Here is a 20,129-nt window from a genome sequence, read left to right as displayed (position 1 = left end):
TTTTCGAGATTGTACTTCACGCTGCCGTAACCCACCGTGGAGGACACCACGCACGGCGAGACCGTCGGTGGACTTCCCCTTCCACGTCTGTGAGGAGTCAGTTGTGCTGCGTCTGCAGGGCGAGATGATCCGCGGAGGAACCAGCAAGTGCTGGATCTTCGACCACCGCGACGTGGCCGCCACGGGCGTGGACGTCGATGCCCTCCTGCTCGCCGCCTTCAACGCCGCCGACCCCCGTCAGATCGACGGCGTGGGCGGCGCGTCCTCCACCACCTCCAAGGCCGCCGTCGTCCAGGCGTCGGCCCAACCCGGTGTGGATGTCGAGTACGCCTTCGCACAGGTCGGGATCGGCGACGAGCGGGTGGAGTGGGCCAGCAACTGCGGCAACTGCGCCACCGCCGTGGCCCTGTACGCCATCCACCACGACCTCGTGCCGATCAGGTCGGACACCACCACGGTCCGCATGCTCAACGTCAACACCGGGGCCCGCCTCACCGGCACGATCCCCACGCCCGAGGGCGTGGCCCCGGAGGAGGGCACGGCGGAGGTTCCGGGCACGTCGGCACGTGGCGTACCGGTCCTGCTCGGATTCCAGGACCCGGCGGGTTCGACGACCGGCCGCGCTCTGCCGACCGGCAGGACCCTGGACGAACTCAGGGGCCCGGACGGTCCCGTCGAGGCCTCGCTGGTGGATGCCGGTGCTCCGGCCGCCTTGTTCGAGGCCAAGGCGTTCGGCCTCGACGGTACGGAGACCCTCACCGAGTTCGCCACCGCCGTACCCGCGCTGACACTGCTGCGCCGCCAGGCGGCGCTGGCCATGGGTTTGGCCCGCGAGGGCGATCCCGTCAGCCACGCGGTGCCCAAGGTGGGCGTCGTCGCCCGGCCCGCCCGTTACCGCACGTCGCAGGGCGTACTCGTCGACCAGGACGAGTACGACCTGGCCGTGCGCATGGTCTCCATGCACGCTCCGCACCCGGCGATCGGCCTGACCTCCGCCGTGGCCCTGGCCACGGCCGCCGCCACCCCTGGCACCCTCGCCCACCGCGTCGCCCGGCAGACCGCCGACGGCACGCTGCGCCTGGGCACCCCCGCCGGCGTGGTCACCACCCGAGCCGTCCCCGCACCGGACGGCGCGTCCCCCACGGTGCTGCTGCACCGCGCCGCCCGGCGTATCGCCCGAGCCGAACTCCTCGTTCCCGTCCTGGAAGGACGCCCCGCATGAGCCGCAACGACGCCGCCCCGGGTACCGTCATCGCACCACCGGGCCGCACCCGGCGGATGCTGTCCCACCTCTACGTCCAGTGCTTGATCGCCGTCCTCCTCGGCGCCGCCGTGGGCGGGCTGTGGCCGTCGGTCGGCGCCGACCTCAAGCCGCTCGGTGACGGCTTCATCGCGCTGGTGAAGATGTTCATCGCGCCGATCATCTTCTGCACGGTCGTCCACGGCATCGCCTCCATGGGCAACGCCCGCGCGGTCGGACGCGTCAGCCTGAAGGCCCTGATCTACTTCGAGGTGCTGACCACCGTCGCCATGGTGATCGGCCTGGTCGTCGTCAACGTCGTAAGGCCGGGCAGCGGTCTGCACATCGACCTCTCGACCCTGTCCCCCAAGGGCCTTCCGCCGGAGGCGACCACGGCCCACGAGGGCTTCGCCGAGTTCCTCCTCGCGATCATCCCGACCACCCTGGTCAGCGCCCTGACGGGCAACGAGATCCTGCCGGTGCTGCTGGTGTCGGTGCTGTTCGGCTTCGGCCTGCACGCAAGCGGGGAGGCCGGCCTGGGCATCGCCCGGGGCATCGAGAAGGTGTCCACGGTCCTGTTCACGCTCATCCGGTGGATCATGCGACTGGCTCCGATCGGCGCGTTCGGCTCGATGGCCTTCACCATCGGCAATTACGGTCTGGGCACTCTGCGTCATCTGGGCCTGCTGGTCGGCTCGTTCTGGCTGACCGCCCTCTTCTTCGTCCTGGTCGTCCTCGGGACCGTGATGCGCCTGAACGGACTGCGGCTGCTGCCCTTCCTGCGCTACATCAAGGAGGAACTGCTGATCGTCCTGGGCACCTCGTCCACCGAACCCGTCCTGCCGCGCATGATGGCCAAGCTCCAGCACGCCGGCGCCTCGAAACCGGTCGTCGGGATCACGCTGCCCGCCGGGTACTCCTTCAACCTCGACGGCACCGCCATCTACCTGACCATGGGCTCGGTCTTCCTCGCCCAGGCCCTCGGCATCGACCTCAGCCTCACCCAGCAGCTGACCATGCTCGCCGTCATGCTGCTCACCTCCAAGGGCGCCGCGGGCGTCACCGGCTCCGGCTTCATCGCCCTGGCCGCCACGCTCAGCGCCGTCCCGCACGTCCCGGTCGCCGCCCTCGCGCTGATCTTCGGCATCGACCGGTTCATGTCCGAAGCCCGCGCCCTGACCAGCCTGGTCGGCAACGGCGTCGCCACCCTGGCCGTCGCCCGCTGGGAGGGCGAGCTCGACGAGCACCGAGCCAAGGCCGTCCTGCGCGGCGAGATCCCCTACGCCCCTGCCCCCGCTCCTCCTGCGGTGCCGGCCGAGCCCGGTCCGAAGGAGACGCCCGCACCCACCCGCGACCCCGTCCCCGCCGCAAGCTGACGTCACGTGGGGGGCCCGGCCCGGAGCGGACGCTCCGGGCCGGGCCCCCCATTTCTCAGCAAGGTGCTGTCCGACTTACGTGGTGTGCGCCGCTGGTCAGCTCTGCTCGGGGCGTTCGATGGACACCTCGGGCAGTTTCCGGGCCAATGGCGCGGGCAGCCACCAGGCATACGTGCCGAGCATCTGCATGACGGCGGGGACGATCAGGCAGCGGATGAGCACGGCGTCGAGCAGGATGGCGACGGCCAGGCCGAGTCCGAAGTGCTGGAGCATGCGGTCCGAGCTGAGGACGAACGCCCCAAAGACGAACATCATGATGGCCGCGGCGGCGGTGATGACCTTGCCGGTGGCAGCGAGTCCTTCGCGTACGGATTGTGCGGGGTCCTTGGTGCGCGTCCACTCTTCGTGGATGCGGGAGACGAGGAAGACCTCGTAGTCCATCGACAGCCCGAAGACGATCGCGAAGATCAGAGCCGGGATGAAGGCCTCGATGGGGCCGGGCTGGGCGCCGAACCAGCCGTGCTGGAACACCAGGGTGATCACTCCGAGCGCGGCGGAGATGACAGCAGGTTCAGGATGGCTGCCTTGACGGGGATCCAGATGGACCGGAAGACCAGCAGGAGCGGGAGCGAGGAGACACCGACCACGACGGCGACGAACAGCGGCAGCCGGTCGGTGGGTGTCTCGGAGACGTCCTGGGAGGCGGCGGTGGCACCGCCGACCAACACCTCGGCTCCGGTGGCGTGTTCCAGGGGCGGGGCCACGTCGTCGCGCAGGCGGTGGACGAGGTCCGCGGTCCCCTCGTCCTGCGGTGAGGTCGTCGGGTAGACGAAGACGGTGGACAGGGCGCCGTCCGCGGAGGGCACTGCCGGGCCGGCTCCGGCGACGCCGTCGGTGGTGGCGAGCTTGGTCGACGAACCGGCCGTCGTCGCCCAGGGTCGCGGGGTCGGAGTGGTCGCCCCACACGTACGCCCGCCGGTCCTGGAACAGGTCCGTCCTGGTGTCTCGGCCGCCCGGTGCGGACGCGGAAGGGCACACCAGCACAACGCACCGGGCCGCACCGCGCTTGGATGTCGCGGGTTCGGCCGGGTTCGCGCACCTGACCGCCGCCGAGCACCATCACGGCCCGGTGATGGAAACGCGAAGGACGGACGGAACGTGCCGTCCGGGGGTTCTCCCTACCCCGCACGGGCCCGCTGGCCGGGCCTCGGATGGGCCCACTGACCGGATGGATCAGTTCCTCTTGATCGCTGAGGCTGGGCACGTCGCACCTGCTCGTCCGATCGGAGAACCAGTGTTCAGCTTGAAGTCCTCGCGCCGCATGGCGCGCACCGCCGCGGTGGTCCTGGCGGGAGCGGCGTGTGCCGCCATGACGACCGGCAGCGCCGAAGCCATCGTCAACGGGAGGGATTCCACGCAGGGTTACCCGTTCATGGTGTCCATCCCGGTGACAGGTGTGGACGACCCTACGTTCAAGGGTGTCTGCGGGGGATCGTTGATCGACGGGAAGTGGGTGCTCACAGCCGCCCACTGCGTGGACCCGACGCTTGTCACCCTGGACGGCACCGTCCGGATCGGCAGTGAGTGGAAGAAGTCCGGAGGCACTGTCCGGTCCGTCGCGAAGACGGTGTCCCACCCGGGCTACAGGAACGGTGACGGCACCGGCCCCAACCGCAACGACGTCGCTTTGATCCGCCTGAACAGCCCGGTCGCCGAGGAGCCCATCCGCATCGCCGACAAGCCGGGACGGCCCGGTACCCCGACCCGCATCCTGGGCTTCGGCACTGTCGACGACGCACCCGACCCCACCAAATGGGTCTTTCCCGACCGGCTCCAGGAACTCGACACGCGCAGGGGTGCGGTCTCCGACTGCGCGCCGGGCTACGCGAACAGCACCCGTCTGTGCACGATCAGCCAGGTGCCCAAGGCCATGGCATGCAACGGCGACTCCGGCGGCCCCCAGCTCCAGCAGGACCGCAAGGGCCGCTGGGAACTCATCGGCGTCACCTCGGGGCCCGGCGCCCCAGGCGTGCGCTGCAGCGAGGGCCCGGGGCTCTACACCAGCGCGCCCGCCTACGCGGACTGGATCCATGAGGTGACAGGCCGCAACGGCTGATGCGGGACGCCGCCACGTTGCCGGTGCGGCCGGTGGCGCGGGAGCAGTGCGCATCAGGTGGGGGCGAGGCGATGGAGCGGTCCGGTCGAGGGCGGCGCGTTTCCCTGACACGGGGTGCAGGCACCGCAGTCCGGTCGGCACAGGATCGCCGTCGCACGGGGACGCGGTCATCGACGTACGGCCGGACGCGTTCGACATCCAGCTCATGCGCCACCCGCACCAGGTGACCGCCGGGACGGGCGTCACCTCGGCGTGCCCGGAAGCCACCTACGCCGGTCGCCGAGACAGGCATCGGCGGCATCCGGAAGCAACGTCTCCTTCCTCAGGCCCGGTTGAAGGTCAGGCGCGGTGCCGCGTTGCGGGCCAGGGAGTGGGCCTGGTCGGGCCACCAGGTACCGGCAGGCGGGTCGACGATGCCGTACTCGGGGTCGATGGTGCCGCCGGTGTTGCGCGTGCAGCTGCCGTCGGACTCACCGGGGATCTTGATCCACAGGTAGGCGTCGACGAGGGGTACGCCGGTGTCGGCGGTGGGGCGCGGGCCGAGACCGCGCCCGGGTGCGTTGCACCAGGCCTCCGGATCCCCGGTGTACTTGCCCGGCTCGGGGGTCCAGGCGCCCAGACCGTTGCGGCTGGTGTCGATCACGAAGTGACGCAGCCCGTCGGCCGGCGGGGTGCCCACGTTCTGGTCGTACCAGGCGTCGGTCCACCGCCAGGTGGTGGGATCGGTGGAGGAGACCGCGTTGCCGGGGGTGCCGTCGTTGGGGGCGGCCGCCGAGTAGTACTGGTCGGCGCACCGCTCGGCGTGGCCACGCGCCTCCTCGGGTCCTGCGGTGGCGAACCACATGCACTTGGCGATCCAGGTGCCGTATCTGGTGTTGTGGTCGGTGGGATGGGTGTTGGACACGTTCAGGGCGAAGCCGTCACTGCGGCTGACCCCGGCGTCCAGCAGTCGCTGGGCCATCTCACCGACGGGCCGCCATTGGACGTTCCCCGCGTCCAGGTAGACAGCGGTGCGCGGCTTGGCCTTCAGGGTCTTCACGGCGTAGGCGAGGTCGGCGAGGCGGGCGGCGGTGAGTTCGCCTGTCGGGTCGGTGGTGGGTCCGCAGTCCTCGGGGAGGAGGGCCGTGCCGTCGGGTTCGACGACGACCACCGCCTTGCTGGTGCCGATGCCGGCGGCGAAGGCGTCGATCCATTGCCGGTAGGCGGCGGAGGATGCGGCTCCGCCACTGGAGTACTGCGTGCAGTCCCGGCCCGGGACGTTGTAGGCGACCAGGACCGGGGTCCGGCCCACGGTCCGGGCCCGGTGGACGAGCTTGCCGACCTTGCCGCGCACCTCCTCGGGCGTGCCCTCGGTGAACCACTCGGCCTGCGGCCAGCTGGCGAGCTTGGCCATGTTCACGGCGTTCTCGGTGTCGCCGGCTCCGAAGTCCGCGAGGGCCTGCTTCGCGGCCTTGCTGTGCGGGTCCACGTAGAACTTCGTGGCCGGGGTGATCACGTCCTGCGTGGGTGTGGCCTGCGCCTGCGTCGCGGTCAGAGCGGCGCCTGCGGTGAGGGCCGCGACGACGACGGCCGCGCGGCGCCGAAGGCTGCGTGGATTCATGGTTGCTTCCTGGTCGATGAGGTGGTGGAGGCAGATGCCCGCCGCCCGGGTGGACTGCCGATCCGCCTGTGCGGGCGGCGGGAGTCCGGGATCAGTAGCCGTAGATCATCTTGTAGGCGACCTCGGGGAGGAACTGTCCGGCCGTGGAGCCGGCTCCGACGCCGCAGTTGCCGTCGGACTCGCCCGGGGTCTTGATCCACAGCAGCATCTCGGCGCCTCCGCCCGTCCGGGTGGGGGTGCCGATGCGGCGGCTCGCGGGGTTGCACCACTGGCCGTTGGAGCCGTTGCCGTTGCGGCTGGTGTCCACGACGAACGGCTTGGTGTAGCCGTAGCGGGCACTGAGCTCGCTGTTGACGGCGTTGCCGAAGGCGGTGTTCTCGGCGGTCGTGAAGTAGTTGGAGACGTTGAGCGAGAAGCCGTGGGCCTGACGGAGGCCGGCTTCGTGCAGGCGCTGGGCCATGGTGGCCGGACTGACCCAACCCGGGTTGCCGGCGTCCATGTAGACCCAGGTGTTGGGGGCCTGCCGGCTGAACTGGGCGAGGGCGTTGGTGAGCATGGCCTCTCGCTCGTCGATCTGAGCCTGGGTCATACAGCCGTAGTCCCCGAGGGAGTCCGGTTCGAGGATGACGACCGCCGGGCGGCCTGCGATCCCGCCGGCGAACTGGGCGATCCAGTTCGCGTAGGCGGACGGCGAGGCGGCCCCGCCCGCGGAGTGCCCGCCGCAGTAGTCACGGTTGTAGATGTTGTAGGCGACGAGGACGGGCAGTTTGTCGGAGTAGTCCGCCGCTCCCACGTACGCCCCCGTGGCCGTGCCGATGGTGCCGCTCCAGGAGCCGAACCAGCGGGCCATCGGGGTGTTGGCGATGGAGGCGTTGATCGCGGGCGCACGGCCGTCGCCGGGGTTGGCGGCCACCCACCGCTTGGCGCTGGAGTCGGGGTCGATGTAGAACCCGCTGGTCATGGTGGTCGGGTCGGCCGCGTGGGCGGACGGTGCGAGGGCGAGCGCGGACGGCAGGGCGAAGAGGGCTGACACCAGTATTCGCATGCTGCGGCGCATGACTGTACCTCGATTTCCTGAGCGGGACTCGAGTGCATTGGGAGCGCTCCCACTGGAAGCGGTCCCAATCGTGGGGTGGGCTCGTTGAGCTGTCAATACTCGGCGCGATACTCGGCTCAGGACTCGGCTTCTACCGAATTGTGAGGCCAACGGAGCACGATGAACTGGAAGCGCTCCCAGACCACCACTCCGGACTACCGCCGACCTGTGAGAGACTCCCGGCCCATGGCAGAAGATGCGCCGCGTCGGCAGCCGACGCTCGACGAGGTGGCCGAACGCGCCGGCGTCTCCCGCTCCGTGGCCTCCCGTGCCCTCAACAACGCTCCGCACGTCAGCCGCGCCAAACGTGAAGCCGTCGAACGGGCCGTCCGGCAACTCGGTTACGTCCCCAACCCGACCGCTCGCGCCCTGGCCACCCGGCAGACGGGAGCGGCCGCCCTGGTCGTCTCCGGAGAAGATCCTTCGATCTTCGCCGATCCCTTCTTCGCCCAGGTCATCGTGGGGGCGTCGGCCGCTCTCGAGGAGGCGGACCTGCATCTGATGCTGTGCCTGGCCGCTTCCGACCGCGGCCGCAAGCGGGTCGCGGAACTCCTTCGCTCCAGGGGCGCCGACGGCGCCATGCTGATGGCGCTGCGCGAGGACGATCCGCTGACCCGGGTGGCCGAGGAGGCGCAGATACCCGTCGTGTTCGGCGGACGCCCGGTCGGTACGACTCCCCGGTGGTACGTCGATGTCGACAACGTCGGCGGTGCGCGGAAGGCGACCGAGCACCTGCTCTCGCGCGGCCTGACTCGTGTGGCCGCGATCTGCGGGCGGCTGGACACCGAGGCCGGGCGCGCCCGGTACCGCGGCTACCGGGACGCCATGCTCGCCGCCGGCCTCGATCCGTTGCCGCCGCAGGAGGGGGACTTCACCGAGCACAGCGGAGCCGCCGCCATGGCCGCACTGCTGGCGAACCGCCCCGACGTGGAGGGGGTGTTCGCAGCCGGCGACAACATGGCGGTGGGAGCCCTGCGCACGCTGCGGAAGGCCGGCCGGCAGGTCCCCGCCGACGTCGCCGTGGTCGGATTCGACGACCTGAGCGTCTCCCGGATCTCCGATCCGCCGCTCACCACCGTCCATCAGCCCATAGAGGCTCTGGGCCGGGAGATGGCGCGCATGCTGGTCGCCCTCGTCAACGGGCAGGACCCCACTGCGCTGATCCTGCCGACCCGCCTGGTCGTCCGCTCCAGTGCCTGACGGCTGTGGCGGGCCCCGGCCGGAGCCGGCGCCCCTGCTGCCGGCAGGTGGTCGGGCGGTGCGATCGGTGGACCGGTTCAGGGCGTGGACAGCTCGAACCGTGTGACGCGGACCGCACCGCCGAGTGCCTGCGTGGCGTGGTTGAAGAGGGCGAATCGGTAGCCCATGAAGAACCGCCAGTCGTTGCCCATGGAGAAGTCGGGTCCGAGACGGGTGAAGGTGGTGCCGTCGGTGCTGTAGGAGAAGGTGCCGGGGCGTGGTGCGCCGGGGCGGATGTCCGCGGTCGCGCGCAGCCAGACGCGGCCACCGGAGACGGGCGCGCTCGCGACCTCGTAGCCGGTGCCGGTGGTGTTCCAGTCGGTGTCCATGGTCAGCCCGGTGACCATCACCACCCGTGGCACGCCGCCGTCGCGTTTGACACCGATCCACGCGGAGGAGTCCCGCAGCAGTGCGAGTCCAGCTCGGTCGCCGTCCCGCATGGCGGAGTGGTCGAGCTGGACGGTGGCCGTGGAGGTGGGGCCCTGGATGCGGTGCGTGAGGGTGTTGCGGGCCCAGTACAGGTCGTTGGTGACGGTGGCGGTCCGGAGGGTCAGCCCGTTGCCGACCGACCACTTGGTGTCGTCCGGGTTGTGGTTCCACTCCCACCTCGGCTTGAGGGTCGTACCGTCGAAGGTGTCGACGCCGGTCATGGGGGTGACCTGACGGGGCGGAGGGGGCACGGCGGGGCTGGGATACGAGGTGCCCCACGCGCCGTCGACGAGTTGTACGACGGGCCAGCCGTCCGAGGTCCAGGTGACCGGGGCCAGCGCGGGCATCCGGCCGCCGGGATAGGCGTCCACGAAGGCCAGGTAGTACCAGGCGCCGCTCTGCGTCTGCACCAGCCCGCCCTGGTGCGGGACGCCGCCGCCGGGGATCGGCCCGCGCAGGTCGAGGAGGACCTGTCGCATCGTGTAGGGGCCGAAGGGGCCGCTGGACGACTTCAGGACGTACTGGCCGTTCGCGGGGCGGGTCAGGAAGATGTAGTACTGCCCGTTGATCTTGTAGAAGCGTGAGCCTTCGAGGGTGCCGACGCTCGACGGCGTCGTGAACACCTGCTGTGCGCGGACCTGGTTGCGGCCGTCGGGCGAGAGCTGGGCCACGCTGATGGTGGTGTTCCCGTACGCCACGTACAGGGAGTCGTCCGTGTCGACGAGCAGCCCCGCGTCGTAGTAGGGCGTGCCGATCGTCGTCAGCCTGTTCCAGGGCCCTTCGACGGCGGTGGCGGTGTAGACGTACGTCCGGGCGAAGTCGATCTGGCCGAGCCAGTAGAAGGTTCTGTTGCTCGGCCGGTAGGCCAGTGACGACGCCCAGATTCCCCTGACATAGCCGCGGGAGCCGTTCAGGTCGTACTTGGCGCCGAAGTCGAGCACGGGCACCGAGTGGCCGGCGATCTCCCAGTGCACCAGGTCGTACGAGCGCAGTACGGGCGCGCCCGGCGAGTAGTGCATCGTCGAGGCGGAGGCGTAGTACGTGTCGCCGACCCGGATGACGTCGATGTCCGCGAAGTCCTGCCAGATCACCGGGTTCGTGTACGTGGAGGCGGCCGCGAGGGCGGCGCCACGGGGCAGGAGGGCGCCGGCGGCCAGGCCGGTGGCGGCCGTCAGCGCACGCCGACGCGATAAATATTGTTGCGGCCATGACATATCCATCTACGGCCCTCTCCTTGGCTTCATTGGGGGTGGAGCGGCTCTACTGCGTTCGGCAGGTGCGTTCGATATGCCGAATGTGGGTCGGCTTATCGAGCATGCTGGATGATAGGAGACCGACCACGCTCGTCAAGGCCTCTCGCAATTTCGGCAAGTCGACCGACACATTCGGCACCGGCTGGCCCGCGCTGCCGCCCGCCACTTCGCCGTTGACCCAGGTAGCGGCCCCGCGACGGCCGTCCATCCGAAGCACAGTTGGCTGGTTCGCGTGATGTTGACATGTTCAGGCTCCTCTCTAGTATCCGTGAAAGCATCAGGTTTCCGAATGGCGATCGAAATTTCGAACCCCCAGCCGTCCCTTCCTCGCCGTGCCGAAGGAGCCCCACGTGCTCAGACGATCAGGCGGACGACTGCTCCGCCTCCTCGCGGCCGCCGCGTTGACCATCACCGCGACCGTGACGGCCTCCGCCCACTCCACCGCCTCGGCCGCGCCGGGCAGCCCCGCGCTCACGCCACCGCTGGGGTGGAACAGCTGGAACAGCTTCGGATGCGGAATCACCGAGGCACAGGTGCGCCAGGCCGCCGACGCGATGGTGTCCTCGGGCATGCGGGACGCCGGCTACCGGTACGTCGTGGTCGACGACTGCTGGTTCGACCCGCAGCGTGACGCGGCAGGCAACCTGCGGGCCGATCCGGCCAAGTTCCCGAGCGGGATGAAGGCGCTCGGGGACTACATCCACGGCAAGGGCCTGAAGTTCGGGATCTACCAGGTGCCGGGCGAACGCACCTGCGCGCAGACCAGCGGCGCCTATCCGGGCTCGACCGGCAGCAGGGGGCACGAGGCCCAGGACGCCGCCACGTTCGCCTCCTGGGGCGTCGACTACCTCAAGTACGACTGGTGTTCCTCCAGCGGCACCCGCGACGAGCAGGTCGCGCGGTTCACGCTGATGCGTGACGCCCTGCGCGCCACCGGCCGGCCGATCGTCTACTCCATCAACCCCAACAGCTTCCACGCCATCACCGGCTCGACGTACAACTGGGGCGAGGTCGCCGACCTGTGGCGGACGACCGAGGACCTGCTCGACATCTGGCAGAACGGCAACACCAACAGCTACCCGATGGGTGTCGGCAACGTCCTGGACGTCACCGCGCCGCTGGCGGCGCAGTCGGGGCCGGGACACTGGAACGACCCGGACATGCTGGTCGTCGGCCGTCCCGGCCTGACACTGACCGAGTCCCGCTCCCACTTCGCCCTCTGGGCACTGCTGAGCGCCCCGCTCATGGCCGGCAACGACATCCGCACCATGTCCGCCGACGTGAGCGCGATCCTGCGCAACCCGCGTCTGATCGCCGTGAACCAGGATCCGCTGGGCGCGGGCGGGCGCAGGGTGCGCGACGACGGCGCCACCGAGGTGTTCGCCAAACCCCTGTCGGACGGCTCGGTCGCGGTGGGCCTGTTCAACCGGGGAGGCGGCACCGCCACGGTCACCACGACCGCCGCGCAAGTCGGCCTCACCGGCGGCCCCTTCACCCTCACCGACCTGTGGACCGGCGGCACGTCGAGCACGTCCGGGCAGATCTCGGCGAGCGTCCCCGCCCACGGCGTGGCCGTGTTCCGGGTGACCGGCGGCAGCCCCCTGGCCGCCACCACCTCACGTCTGCGGGGCAACGCGTCCGGCCGCTGCGCGGACGTGGACAACGCCTCCACCGCCGCCGGTGCCACGGTACTGCTCTGGGACTGCCACACGGCCGCCAACCAGCTGTGGACCACATGGGCCGGCGGAGAGATCCGCGTCTACGGCGACAAGTGCCTGGACGCCTACAACCAGGGCACCGCCAACGGCACCCGCGTCATCACCTGGCCCTGCAACGGCCAGGACAACCAGAAGTGGACCCTCGGCCCGGACGGGTCGGTCCGCAACGTCCACGCGGGCCTGTGCCTCGACGTCGACGGGGCCGGCACCGCCAACGGAACGCCGCTGGTCCTGTGGACCTGCAACGGCCAGGCCGGCCAGAAGTGGACCCGCGCCTGAGCGAACGCCACCCACCGGCCGACCGGCTTTGCCCGCACCGACGTTCCCGACACCACGTGCGACGCCGCCGAGACCGCCGTGGCGGCCTCGGCGGCGGGGGACGGACGCCCGCGCTGCCCCGCACCCGCACGTCGACCCCTCGTTCCATGCCATGCCGGTCCGCAAACCGAAGGCGAGTCACATGATGACAAGGACAAGATCCCTCTTATGGCCCGCCGTGGTCGCGGTGCTGGTCGTCCTGAGCATGGGCGGCACAGCACTGGGCCAGGGCGACGACACCTCGCGCGGCCTCCTGGACCGCTGCCGCACCGGCTGGCGGCGCCGCGAGCTCCGGATGCGGCAAGACCCCCACGCTGACGAGCGGGACACACACGATCCAGACCAACGGCAAGAGCCGCGCCTTCATCCTGCGGATCCCCGACGGCTACGACCGGAACCGCCCCTACCGGCTGGTCTTCGGGTTCCACTGGCTGGGCGGCACCGCGACCGACGTCGCCACCGGCCGCACCGTGGAGACGGGCACCTGGGCCTACTACGGGCTCCAGCGGCTGGCGGACAACAGCGCTGTCTTCGTCGCGCCGCAGGGCCTGAACAACGGCTGGGCCAATGCCGGGGGAGAGGACGTCACGTTCGTCGACGACCTGCTCAGGCGGATCGAGGCGGACCTGTGTGTCGACACCACCCAGCGCTTCGCCCTCGGCTTCAGCTACGGCGCCGCGATGTCGTACGCCCTGGCGTGTTCCCGCGCGACGGTCTTCCGCGCGGTCGCGGTCCAGAGCGGCGGGCTGCTCAGCGGATGCAGCGGCGGCACCCAGCCCATCGCCTACCTCGGAGTGCACGGCCTCCGGGACAACGTCCTCGGCATCTCCGGTGGACGGGCGCTGCGGGACAGGTTCGTCACGAACAACGGCTGCACGCCCCAGAACCCGCCGGAGCCGGCACCGGGCAGCCTGACCCACCGGGTCACCGCATACTCGGGCTGCTCGGCCGGGCATCCGGTCGTCTGGGCCGCGTTCGACGAAGGGCACATCGCCGCTCCCCAGGACGGGGCTCCGGGTGACAGCGGTACCAGGACCTGGCTGCCGGCGGAGGTGTGGAAGTTCTTCACCCAGTTCCAGACCTCCGAGCCGCCACCGGGGACGGCGACCTGCCGGGTCACCGGCACCGTCAACGCCTGGAACACCGGGCTCACCTCGGCCATCACCATCACCAACACCGGCACCACGGCGGTCGACGGCTGGTCCCTCGGGTTCACCCTCCCCGACGGCCAGACCATCACCTCCGGCTGGAACGCGGACTACTCCCCCGTCTCCGGCCGGGTGACCGCCAGGAACGTAGCGCACAACGCCACCATCGCCCCCGGTGCCTCCGTCGAGATCGGCTTCCAGGCCGTCCACGACGGCAACACCGCGCCGCCCAGTGCCTACACCCTCAACGGCACTGCCTGCACGGCGTCCTGACCCCCTTCTTCGGCCACCTCACGTCGTCGCGATCTCCGGCTCGATCTGTGGCACCGCCTCGCCCGGCCAGGGCCAGGGCGAGTCCGGTGTTGAGCACTGGCTGTCGCGTGGCCCGAATCTGCCACGCCGGCCATCGGCTTCGGGGAGAGATGAGGCAGGCATCGCAGTCGGAGACCGTCATCTCCGGCACGAACCGCTGCTTGATCACGGAACCGCCTTGGCTAGAGCCGGCTCGGCACCTACACGGCACACGAGCAACGACGCATGAGCGTCGGCGACACCCGCGCCAGGGTCCTTGTCGCCGAGGCGGTCGAGACCTCGGCAGCGGTGCCGGCCCTTTGACCGTACCTTGGCGGCCTGACCTGGCCCTGGCAGGATGCCTGAATGCAGATCCGGAGCGTGGTGGGGTGCGTTGGCCTGCTGGTCGCGCTCGTGGGATGCGGTGGTTCCGGAGACGGCGCCGGCACCCCGCGTGAAGGAGAACGTGTGGGGGCGACAGCTTCGATGGACCCGAACTCGATCACGGTCCTGGTGACCTTCGTCGGCGGGCCGGCCGACGGTCGGTCCGAGCGTCTGCCTCTGCCCGAGGCGACGGGCGAGGTCACCATCGACGGTGTGACGTATCGGGGCGACCCGGGGCCGCCGCCGGAGGTGAAGGACACTCCGGAGGGCCTGGCCCAGGTGATGCGGCCCGTCTGAGGCAGGCGGGCCGTCCCGCCCGAGGGCCGGGGCTGGGGATCGCGGTGGCGAGGACCTCGTCTCCGAAGACCTGGCCCCACTCGCTGAAGCCCGCGTCTCCAGCCCGTGTCGTACCGCCCGGCATCGGCCCGCGCCGCCGGCTGGACCGCACGGTCGCATCCGGACACGTCCCGCGATCCCTGCCTGGGGGCGCGCAGTCCCGAGTAGGCTGGGTGTTGCCGTCCCGGTGGTCTCCCCCGTACCACCGGGACGCCGCATTCCGACCTCATCCCGGATCGGTGGATGCCGTCGGCCAGGTCGGCAGCCGGTCCCGGCAACCTTCCGGTCCCACCGCCGGCCAGGAGAGTCCCTGGAGCCGTCCCTGTCTGCTGTCGCTTTTTCCCTGGCTTCCCCGTTCCCGTCACCGTAGCGAGCGCACATGCTGATCGGCGCATGCGGTCCCGCATGCGCCGATCGGTTCGGCTCGGCTCAGCTCAGATGGCTACTTGATGTAGACGAGGCCATCAGTGGTGATGGTGGGGCGGCCGCTGGTGCCCACGACGACGATCTTGATCGTGTGCTTGGCGCTGCTGGACCAGCTCTTGGTCCAGATCGCCTGGCGGTACAAGGTGGTTGCCGACTTGAGGTCGACAGTGGCCACCTTGGTGCCGTCGACGTAGACGTACGCCTGGCCGGAGCTGGAGGCCCGGGACACCACCCAGCCCGCGGAGCGGCCGGTGAAGGTCCAGGTGAGGCTGGCGCCCTTGGAGGAGCTGGAGTAGGACTTGCCGCCGAGGTAGCTGGTGGAGGACCGGGTGGTCCAACTGCCGGTCTTCGTGGCGGAGCTCTCCTGGAGGATCACAGGGGTGTAGGCCGCGGAGGAGGTGCGGTAGTTGCCGGCGTAGTCGTAGGCCCGCATCGACCAGGTCGTGGCGGTCCCGGAGTTGGCGGTGCGGCTGGAGCTGGTGGTGGTCGCGTTGAACGTCGCCGTCGTCGGGGACAGCAGCTTCACGCTCTGCAGCGCCTTGTCGTCGGTGGCCTTCCAACCGAGAGTGACAGGTACGGCGGACGTGTTGACGGTGCCGGAACGCAAGGAGAGCTTCGGGGTGGTGGTGAAGGTCGGTGCGGTCGTCTCCGCCACGACGTTCAGCGCGGAGCTGGTCGCGGTCTTGCCGGACTGGTGTACGGCCCGAACGGCGATGGTGTGGCTGCCCAGGGGCAGGGTGGCGCCGACGGAGGTGGCGCTGCCGGAGGTGGTGGCCACGGTCTTGCCGTCGACGAGCAGTTGGAAGTTCTTGATGAGCGAGGCAGGTGTGGTGGCTGTCCAGTGCGCGGTGATCGCGCCCTTGGTGTAGTAGGTCGTCGATCCGGACGCGGTCGCGCCGCCCAGTGAGCTGATCTTCAGGCCCTGTACCGGTCCGGCCGCCCAGGCCCGGATGGTCGGCAGCTGAGGATAGAGGGAATTTCCGGGGCATTGCGTGTTGTAGCCGTCGCGGTGGCCGGAGATCCGCTGGAAGGTGTAGGCGCTTCCTGTGGTGAAACTGGTGCCGAAGTAGTTCTTCTGGGTGGCGCCGGCGGTGAGCTGGGTGGTGCCGGCCGGGTCGGCGCCGTACTGGCCGAGCTTCCAGGCCGCCAGACGGGCGATCGAGGCCAGCGCGGCGTTGGAGGCGCCGGTGGTGGTGTAGTCGCCGAGGACCGCGATGCCCGCTGCCTCCCGGTTCCAGCCGTAGGTGTGGGCGCCCAGCACGGGCAGTCCTACGCCGCCCTTGCGGCCCTCGAAGATGGTGCCGCACTTGTCGACGAGGAAGTTGTAGCCGATGTCCTTCCAGCCCTCGACCTGTACGTGGTAGGCGTAGATGCCCCGCACGATCGACGGGGATTCGGCGCAGGAGTAGTCGTTGGCGCCGTCGGTGTGATGGACGAACACGGCTTTCACGTCCGCGTTGTACTCCGGCGCCTGTGGGCTGATCGACTCGTCCGCGCCCCAGCCGGCGCGGTCGACGATCGGCGGTTCGGGCACCGTGGACGGCGGCGCGGTCGGCCCGGTGGGCGAGGGGTCGGCGGACGCGCTCGCCGTGGCGGAGGCGGAGCTCGAGTCGGTGGGAGTGGCCGTGGACGTAGTGGTGTCGGTCGGGGCCGGGGACGTGGCGGTTTGCGCCGCCGTGGGCGTCACGGCGGTGCCGTCGCCGGGAGAGGCGGGATCGGCGGGGGTGCCGCTGCTCGTGGCGCCGGGGCTTCCCTCTTCGACGAACGCGGCCGGCTCGCTGCCGTGCGCCTTGGCCTCGGCGTCTGTCACCACACCGGGATCGACCAGGTTGACCTCGAGTCCCTTGGGCAGGGAGGTCGTGGTGCCGTTCTTGCGGACGACCTGTACCTGAACACCGTTGGAGGACCCCACCCACAGCGGCTCGGACGCGCCGCGCACGCGGCGGCCCGGCTTCTCCAGCGGATCCACGTTCAGTTCCAGGTCGCGCCAGGCGCTCCACTCGCCGGTCGCAGTGCTGCGGGTGCGCACCTGCGCCGTGCCGTCCAGCCGCGTGGTGGCACCCGTCCAGGAGACGCCGAGCATCGAGAACTGCGAGGTGTCCGTGCGCGCCAGGTCCTGCCGGTCGGCAGCGGTGCCTTTCAGCGCGAGGTCGAAGACCTTGACCGGCCGCTTGGCCCGGCCAGTCGCGCCGGGATCGTCCGCCGGGCTGGCGACGGCGTAGGTCACCACCCCTCCGCCTCCCAGAACCACGGCACCCAGCGTCAGCCACACCCGGCGTTTCAGGTTCAGCGGTCTGTACGCATGCGACGTACGACGGCTCACGACGTATCCACCCCACACAGGGCCCGTAAAAGGCCGTTAGAAGAACACAGGAAGCACACCCGTCACACGGGGTGGCCCTCCGTCCAGCGCATCCCGGCCGTCAAACATCACGGGAACCGAGGATGGTGTGGTGTAGATCACTGCGACTTGTGCGGGTGCCACAGACGGCCGGTCGGGGCCTTGACGTCAGGAGGTGGGCGGTCGGCGTGTGGCCAGGCCAGGGGCAGGGAGCGTCTGGCTCCGGCGACGCGGACCACTGACCGAACGCATGCGGTGCTTCGCCCGACGCCTACGACCCGCACCCGGACACCGAGTTCACCCCGATCCGCGGCGACGGCCCGCAGACCTACGGATTCAGCCAGGCCGGTCCCGGGCGCCGGGTCGAGGTCACAGCAACCGGTCGACCAGATCGTCGATGTAGTCCGGGGTGAGCCGGCCAATGCCGAACAGGACGCGGATGTACATCGGGGCCAGGACGTGGTCCAGCACGTCGAGCGCGTCGGGTGCGGGCTCGCCGCGTTCGCGGGCGCGATCGAGCATGGACTGGAGTTGCCGGGTGCGTTCGACGCGGAGTGCGTCACGAGCCTCCAGGCCCTGCTGACCGTTGCCGGACAGGGCGACGGCCAGGTGCAGCACCGCCGGACCGTCGGGCCCGGTGATCTCGCGGGCCACTTGGGCCGCGTACGTGCGCAGGTCGCCGGCGAGGCTCCCGGTGTCCGGCATCGGTGACCGCGTGTTGAGGCGGGTGAGCGCCACGTCGGTGAGCAGGGTTTCCAGGTTGCCCCACCGGCGGTAGATGCTGCTGTCGGCTACCCCCGCGCGGGCTGCGACGTCGCGGACGGTGAAGTTGCCGTAGCCGCGTTCGCCGATCAGGTCGGTGACGGCCTGGTGCACCTCGGCGGCGACGCGGGCGCTGCGCCCGCCTGGCCGTCGCGCTCGCTGTCCCTCGTTCATGCCCTCACCTTAACGCAGTCGATACTTGCGTTTGTGGGGCCACCACCTTACAGTCACCTAACGCAGTCGCTGGCCGCGTTAGAGCGTTCCGGTGTATTGCCACCCGCGTCGACCGCGGCCGGGCGCAACTACCGATCGAGGGGGTAACCATGGCTGCGTCGCATGCGACCGCAGGCAGTCGATCAAACCGAACCGTGCTGCTCACAGTGGCCTGCCTGGGCCAATTCATGGTCCTGCTCGACAACACGATCGTTGGAGCGGCGCTGCCCGATATGCAGCGCCGGCTGCACACTCAACTGACCGGCCTGCAATGGATCGTCGACGCGTACGTACTGCTGGTCGCCATGCTGCTGCTGTCCGGCGGTGTCTTCGCCGACCGGTTCGGCCGGAAGCGGGTGTACCTGACCGGCGTGGCGGTGTTCACCGCCGCGTCGCTGCTGTGCAGCCTCGCGCCCTCGGTCGGCTGGCTGGTCGTCGGCCGGGTGCTCCAGGGCATCGGGGCCGCGGCGCTGAGCCCCGCCTCGCTCGCTCTGCTCGCCGCCGCCTACCCCGTGCCGCGAGAACGCGTCAAGGCGATCGGGCTGTGGGCCGGACTCAGCGGAATCGGTCTGGCCGCAGGCCCCGTGGCCGGCGGCGTGCTGACGGAAGCCTTCGGCTGGCCCGCCATCTTCCTGGTCAATCTGCCCATCGGCGTGGTCCTGCTGCTGGTCGGCCTGCGCCACCTCGGCGAGTCCCGCAATCCGAACGCCCCCGCGATCGACATCCCCGGCACGGTGCTGTCCGTACTGGCGGTGGGGGTGCTCACCTACGGGCTGATCGAGGGTGGTGCCCGCGGCTGGACCTCACCGGTCATCCTGAGCGGCTTCGCCGCCGCGGTGATCCTCCTCGCCGCCTTCGTCGCAGTCGAAGCGCGTCGTTCCGCTCCCATGCTGCCGCTGCGGCTGTTCGAGCGGCGCCTGTTCACCGTGTCCAACACCGCCATGGTCGTGGTGGGGTTCGCGCTCATGGGTTCGTCGTTCTTCTTCTCCCAGTTCTTCGTGTACGTCCAGGGCAGCTCGATCCTGCGCGCCGGCCTGCAGACCCTGCCGGTGTCCCTCGCCATGGTGATCGTCAGCCCGTACGCGGGCCGCCTCGCCGCCCGGTACGGCTTCCGCATCGTCGTCACGACCGGCCTGACCCTGGCCGGCCTGGGGCTGCTGGCGCTCGGCATGGTGCACGCCGACACCGGTTACGGCGACGTGTGGTGGCGGCTGGGACTCGCCGGCATCGGCTTCGCCCTGGCCATGTCCCCACTGACGGGCGCCGCCATCCAAGCGGTCAGCCCGCACGAAGGCGGCCTCGCATCAGGCATCAGCAGCACCACCCGGCAGATCGGCGCGGTGCTCGGCGTGGCGGTACTCGGAGCCATCGTCCGCACCCGGCAATCCGGCGGCGCCTCCTTCGAGACCGGACTCGACAGCGCCTTCCTCGCCGCCGGCACCGTCACTCTGGCCACCGCCGTGTTCAGCGGCCTGTGGCTGGCGAGGTCCAGGCCCGCGGAAGGCTCCGCGGCACCGCGTCGTTCCACCGGTCCGGACGCGGTCACCGCCTCGAACGAGGCATCCGTGAACAGCTAAGGGTATGTGGGGTCCCGCGCCGGCCGTGCGGAGGTGCCGGTGGATCAGAGGCTGGTGAACGGGCGGTGGTTCGGCGAGGCGAGCGCCTTGACGCCTGCGGCGAGGCGGACGGCGCGGCGGGCGAGGCAGCGGCAGGGGGAGGCTGTGACCGGTATGCGGCCGCCCAGAGGGCCGGCATGCGATTCATGGGCGCATGGCCACGGCGCGCTGGACCCGTGGGGCGGATCGTGGACGAACCTGGACGAGCTCGCGCCGGCGGGGGCTGT

The 20,129-nt window shown here is 70.4% G+C and carries 12 protein-coding genes and 2 pseudogenes; 8 read left to right on the top strand and 6 right to left on the bottom strand.

All coding sequences use genetic code 11. The features are described from left to right. Positions 1-103 precede the first annotated feature (103 nt). Positions 104-1,222, top strand: coding sequence for a PrpF domain-containing protein (locus OO52_RS19695; RefSeq protein WP_030647916.1), 1,119 nt, complete (start codon positions 104-106; stop codon positions 1,220-1,222). Further along, on the top strand, positions 1,219-2,616 hold the full coding sequence (dctA, locus tag OO52_RS19690) for a C4-dicarboxylate transporter DctA (protein ID WP_030647914.1): 1,398 nt from the start codon (positions 1,219-1,221) through the stop codon (positions 2,614-2,616). The genes OO52_RS19695 and dctA overlap by 4 nt, the downstream gene beginning before the upstream one ends. A 96-nt stretch (positions 2,617-2,712) precedes the next feature. Here dctA and OO52_RS19685 read toward each other — a convergent pair. Further along, positions 2,713-3,524: pseudogene (locus tag OO52_RS19685) on the bottom strand (MMPL family transporter); the annotation flags it as partial. 386 nt (positions 3,525-3,910) lie between these two features. Between OO52_RS19685 and OO52_RS19680 the strand changes: the two are divergent. Then, positions 3,911-4,732, top strand: coding sequence for a S1 family peptidase (locus tag OO52_RS19680; RefSeq protein ID WP_037629624.1), 822 nt, complete (start codon positions 3,911-3,913; stop codon positions 4,730-4,732). A 322-nt stretch (positions 4,733-5,054) separates the two neighbouring features. On the opposite strand, the gene OO52_RS19675 is transcribed toward OO52_RS19680, so the two are convergent. Both OO52_RS19675 and OO52_RS19670 read right to left on the bottom strand, forming a co-directional pair. Then, positions 5,055-6,332, bottom strand: coding sequence for a glycoside hydrolase family 6 protein (locus OO52_RS19675; protein WP_030647905.1), 1,278 nt, complete (start codon positions 6,330-6,332; stop codon positions 5,055-5,057). A 91-nt stretch (positions 6,333-6,423) separates the two neighbouring features. Next, on the bottom strand, positions 6,424-7,389 hold the full coding sequence (locus OO52_RS19670; RefSeq protein ID WP_030647902.1) for a glycoside hydrolase family 6 protein: 966 nt from the start codon (positions 7,387-7,389) through the stop codon (positions 6,424-6,426). Between the two features lie 225 nt (positions 7,390-7,614). Here OO52_RS19670 and OO52_RS19665 point away from each other — a divergent pair, with 225 nt between their 5' ends. After that, complete coding sequence (locus OO52_RS19665; RefSeq protein WP_030647896.1) at positions 7,615-8,628, top strand: LacI family DNA-binding transcriptional regulator; 1,014 nt, start codon at positions 7,615-7,617, stop codon at positions 8,626-8,628. Between the two features lie 77 nt (positions 8,629-8,705). Here OO52_RS19665 and OO52_RS19660 read toward each other — a convergent pair whose 3' ends face one another. Beyond that, positions 8,706-10,316, bottom strand: coding sequence for a glycoside hydrolase family 43 protein (locus tag OO52_RS19660; protein WP_030647894.1), 1,611 nt, complete (start codon positions 10,314-10,316; stop codon positions 8,706-8,708). Between the two features lie 383 nt (positions 10,317-10,699). Between OO52_RS19660 and OO52_RS19655 the strand changes: the two genes are divergently transcribed. The 3 genes and pseudogenes from OO52_RS19655 (at position 10,700) to OO52_RS19645 (ending at position 14,505) form a co-directional block, all read left to right on the top strand. Next, positions 10,700-12,346, top strand: coding sequence for a glycoside hydrolase family 27 protein (locus OO52_RS19655; RefSeq protein WP_030647890.1), 1,647 nt, complete (start codon positions 10,700-10,702; stop codon positions 12,344-12,346). Positions 12,347-12,657: 311 nt separating this feature from the next. Beyond that, positions 12,658-13,806: pseudogene (locus OO52_RS19650) on the top strand (cellulose binding domain-containing protein); the annotation flags it as partial. 486 nt (positions 13,807-14,292) lie between these two features. Next, positions 14,293-14,505: a hypothetical protein gene (locus OO52_RS19645; protein ID WP_234317215.1), complete on the top strand. Its 213-nt coding sequence runs from the start codon at positions 14,293-14,295 to the stop codon at positions 14,503-14,505. A gap of 481 nt (positions 14,506-14,986) precedes the next feature. On the opposite strand, the gene OO52_RS19640 is transcribed toward OO52_RS19645, so the two are convergent. Continuing rightward, on the bottom strand, positions 14,987-17,254 hold the full coding sequence (locus OO52_RS19640; RefSeq protein ID WP_030647877.1) for an N-acetylmuramoyl-L-alanine amidase: 2,268 nt from the start codon (positions 17,252-17,254) through the stop codon (positions 14,987-14,989). 426 nt (positions 17,255-17,680) lie between these two features. Then, positions 17,681-18,247, bottom strand: coding sequence for a TetR/AcrR family transcriptional regulator (locus tag OO52_RS19635; RefSeq protein WP_030647874.1), 567 nt, complete (start codon positions 18,245-18,247; stop codon positions 17,681-17,683). A 149-nt stretch (positions 18,248-18,396) separates the two neighbouring features. Between OO52_RS19635 and OO52_RS19630 the strand changes: the two genes are divergently transcribed. Then, on the top strand, positions 18,397-19,863 hold the full coding sequence (locus OO52_RS19630) for an MFS transporter (protein WP_030647871.1): 1,467 nt from the start codon (positions 18,397-18,399) through the stop codon (positions 19,861-19,863). The last annotated feature ends 266 nt before the right edge of the window (positions 19,864-20,129 follow it).

Source organism: Streptomyces flaveolus (genome assembly GCF_000716535.1).
Classification (GTDB): Bacteria; Actinomycetota; Actinomycetes; order Streptomycetales; family Streptomycetaceae; genus Streptomyces; species Streptomyces flaveolus_A.
Note: the sequence above shows the minus strand (reverse complement) of the source record. Positions and strands in the feature narration are given on the sequence as shown.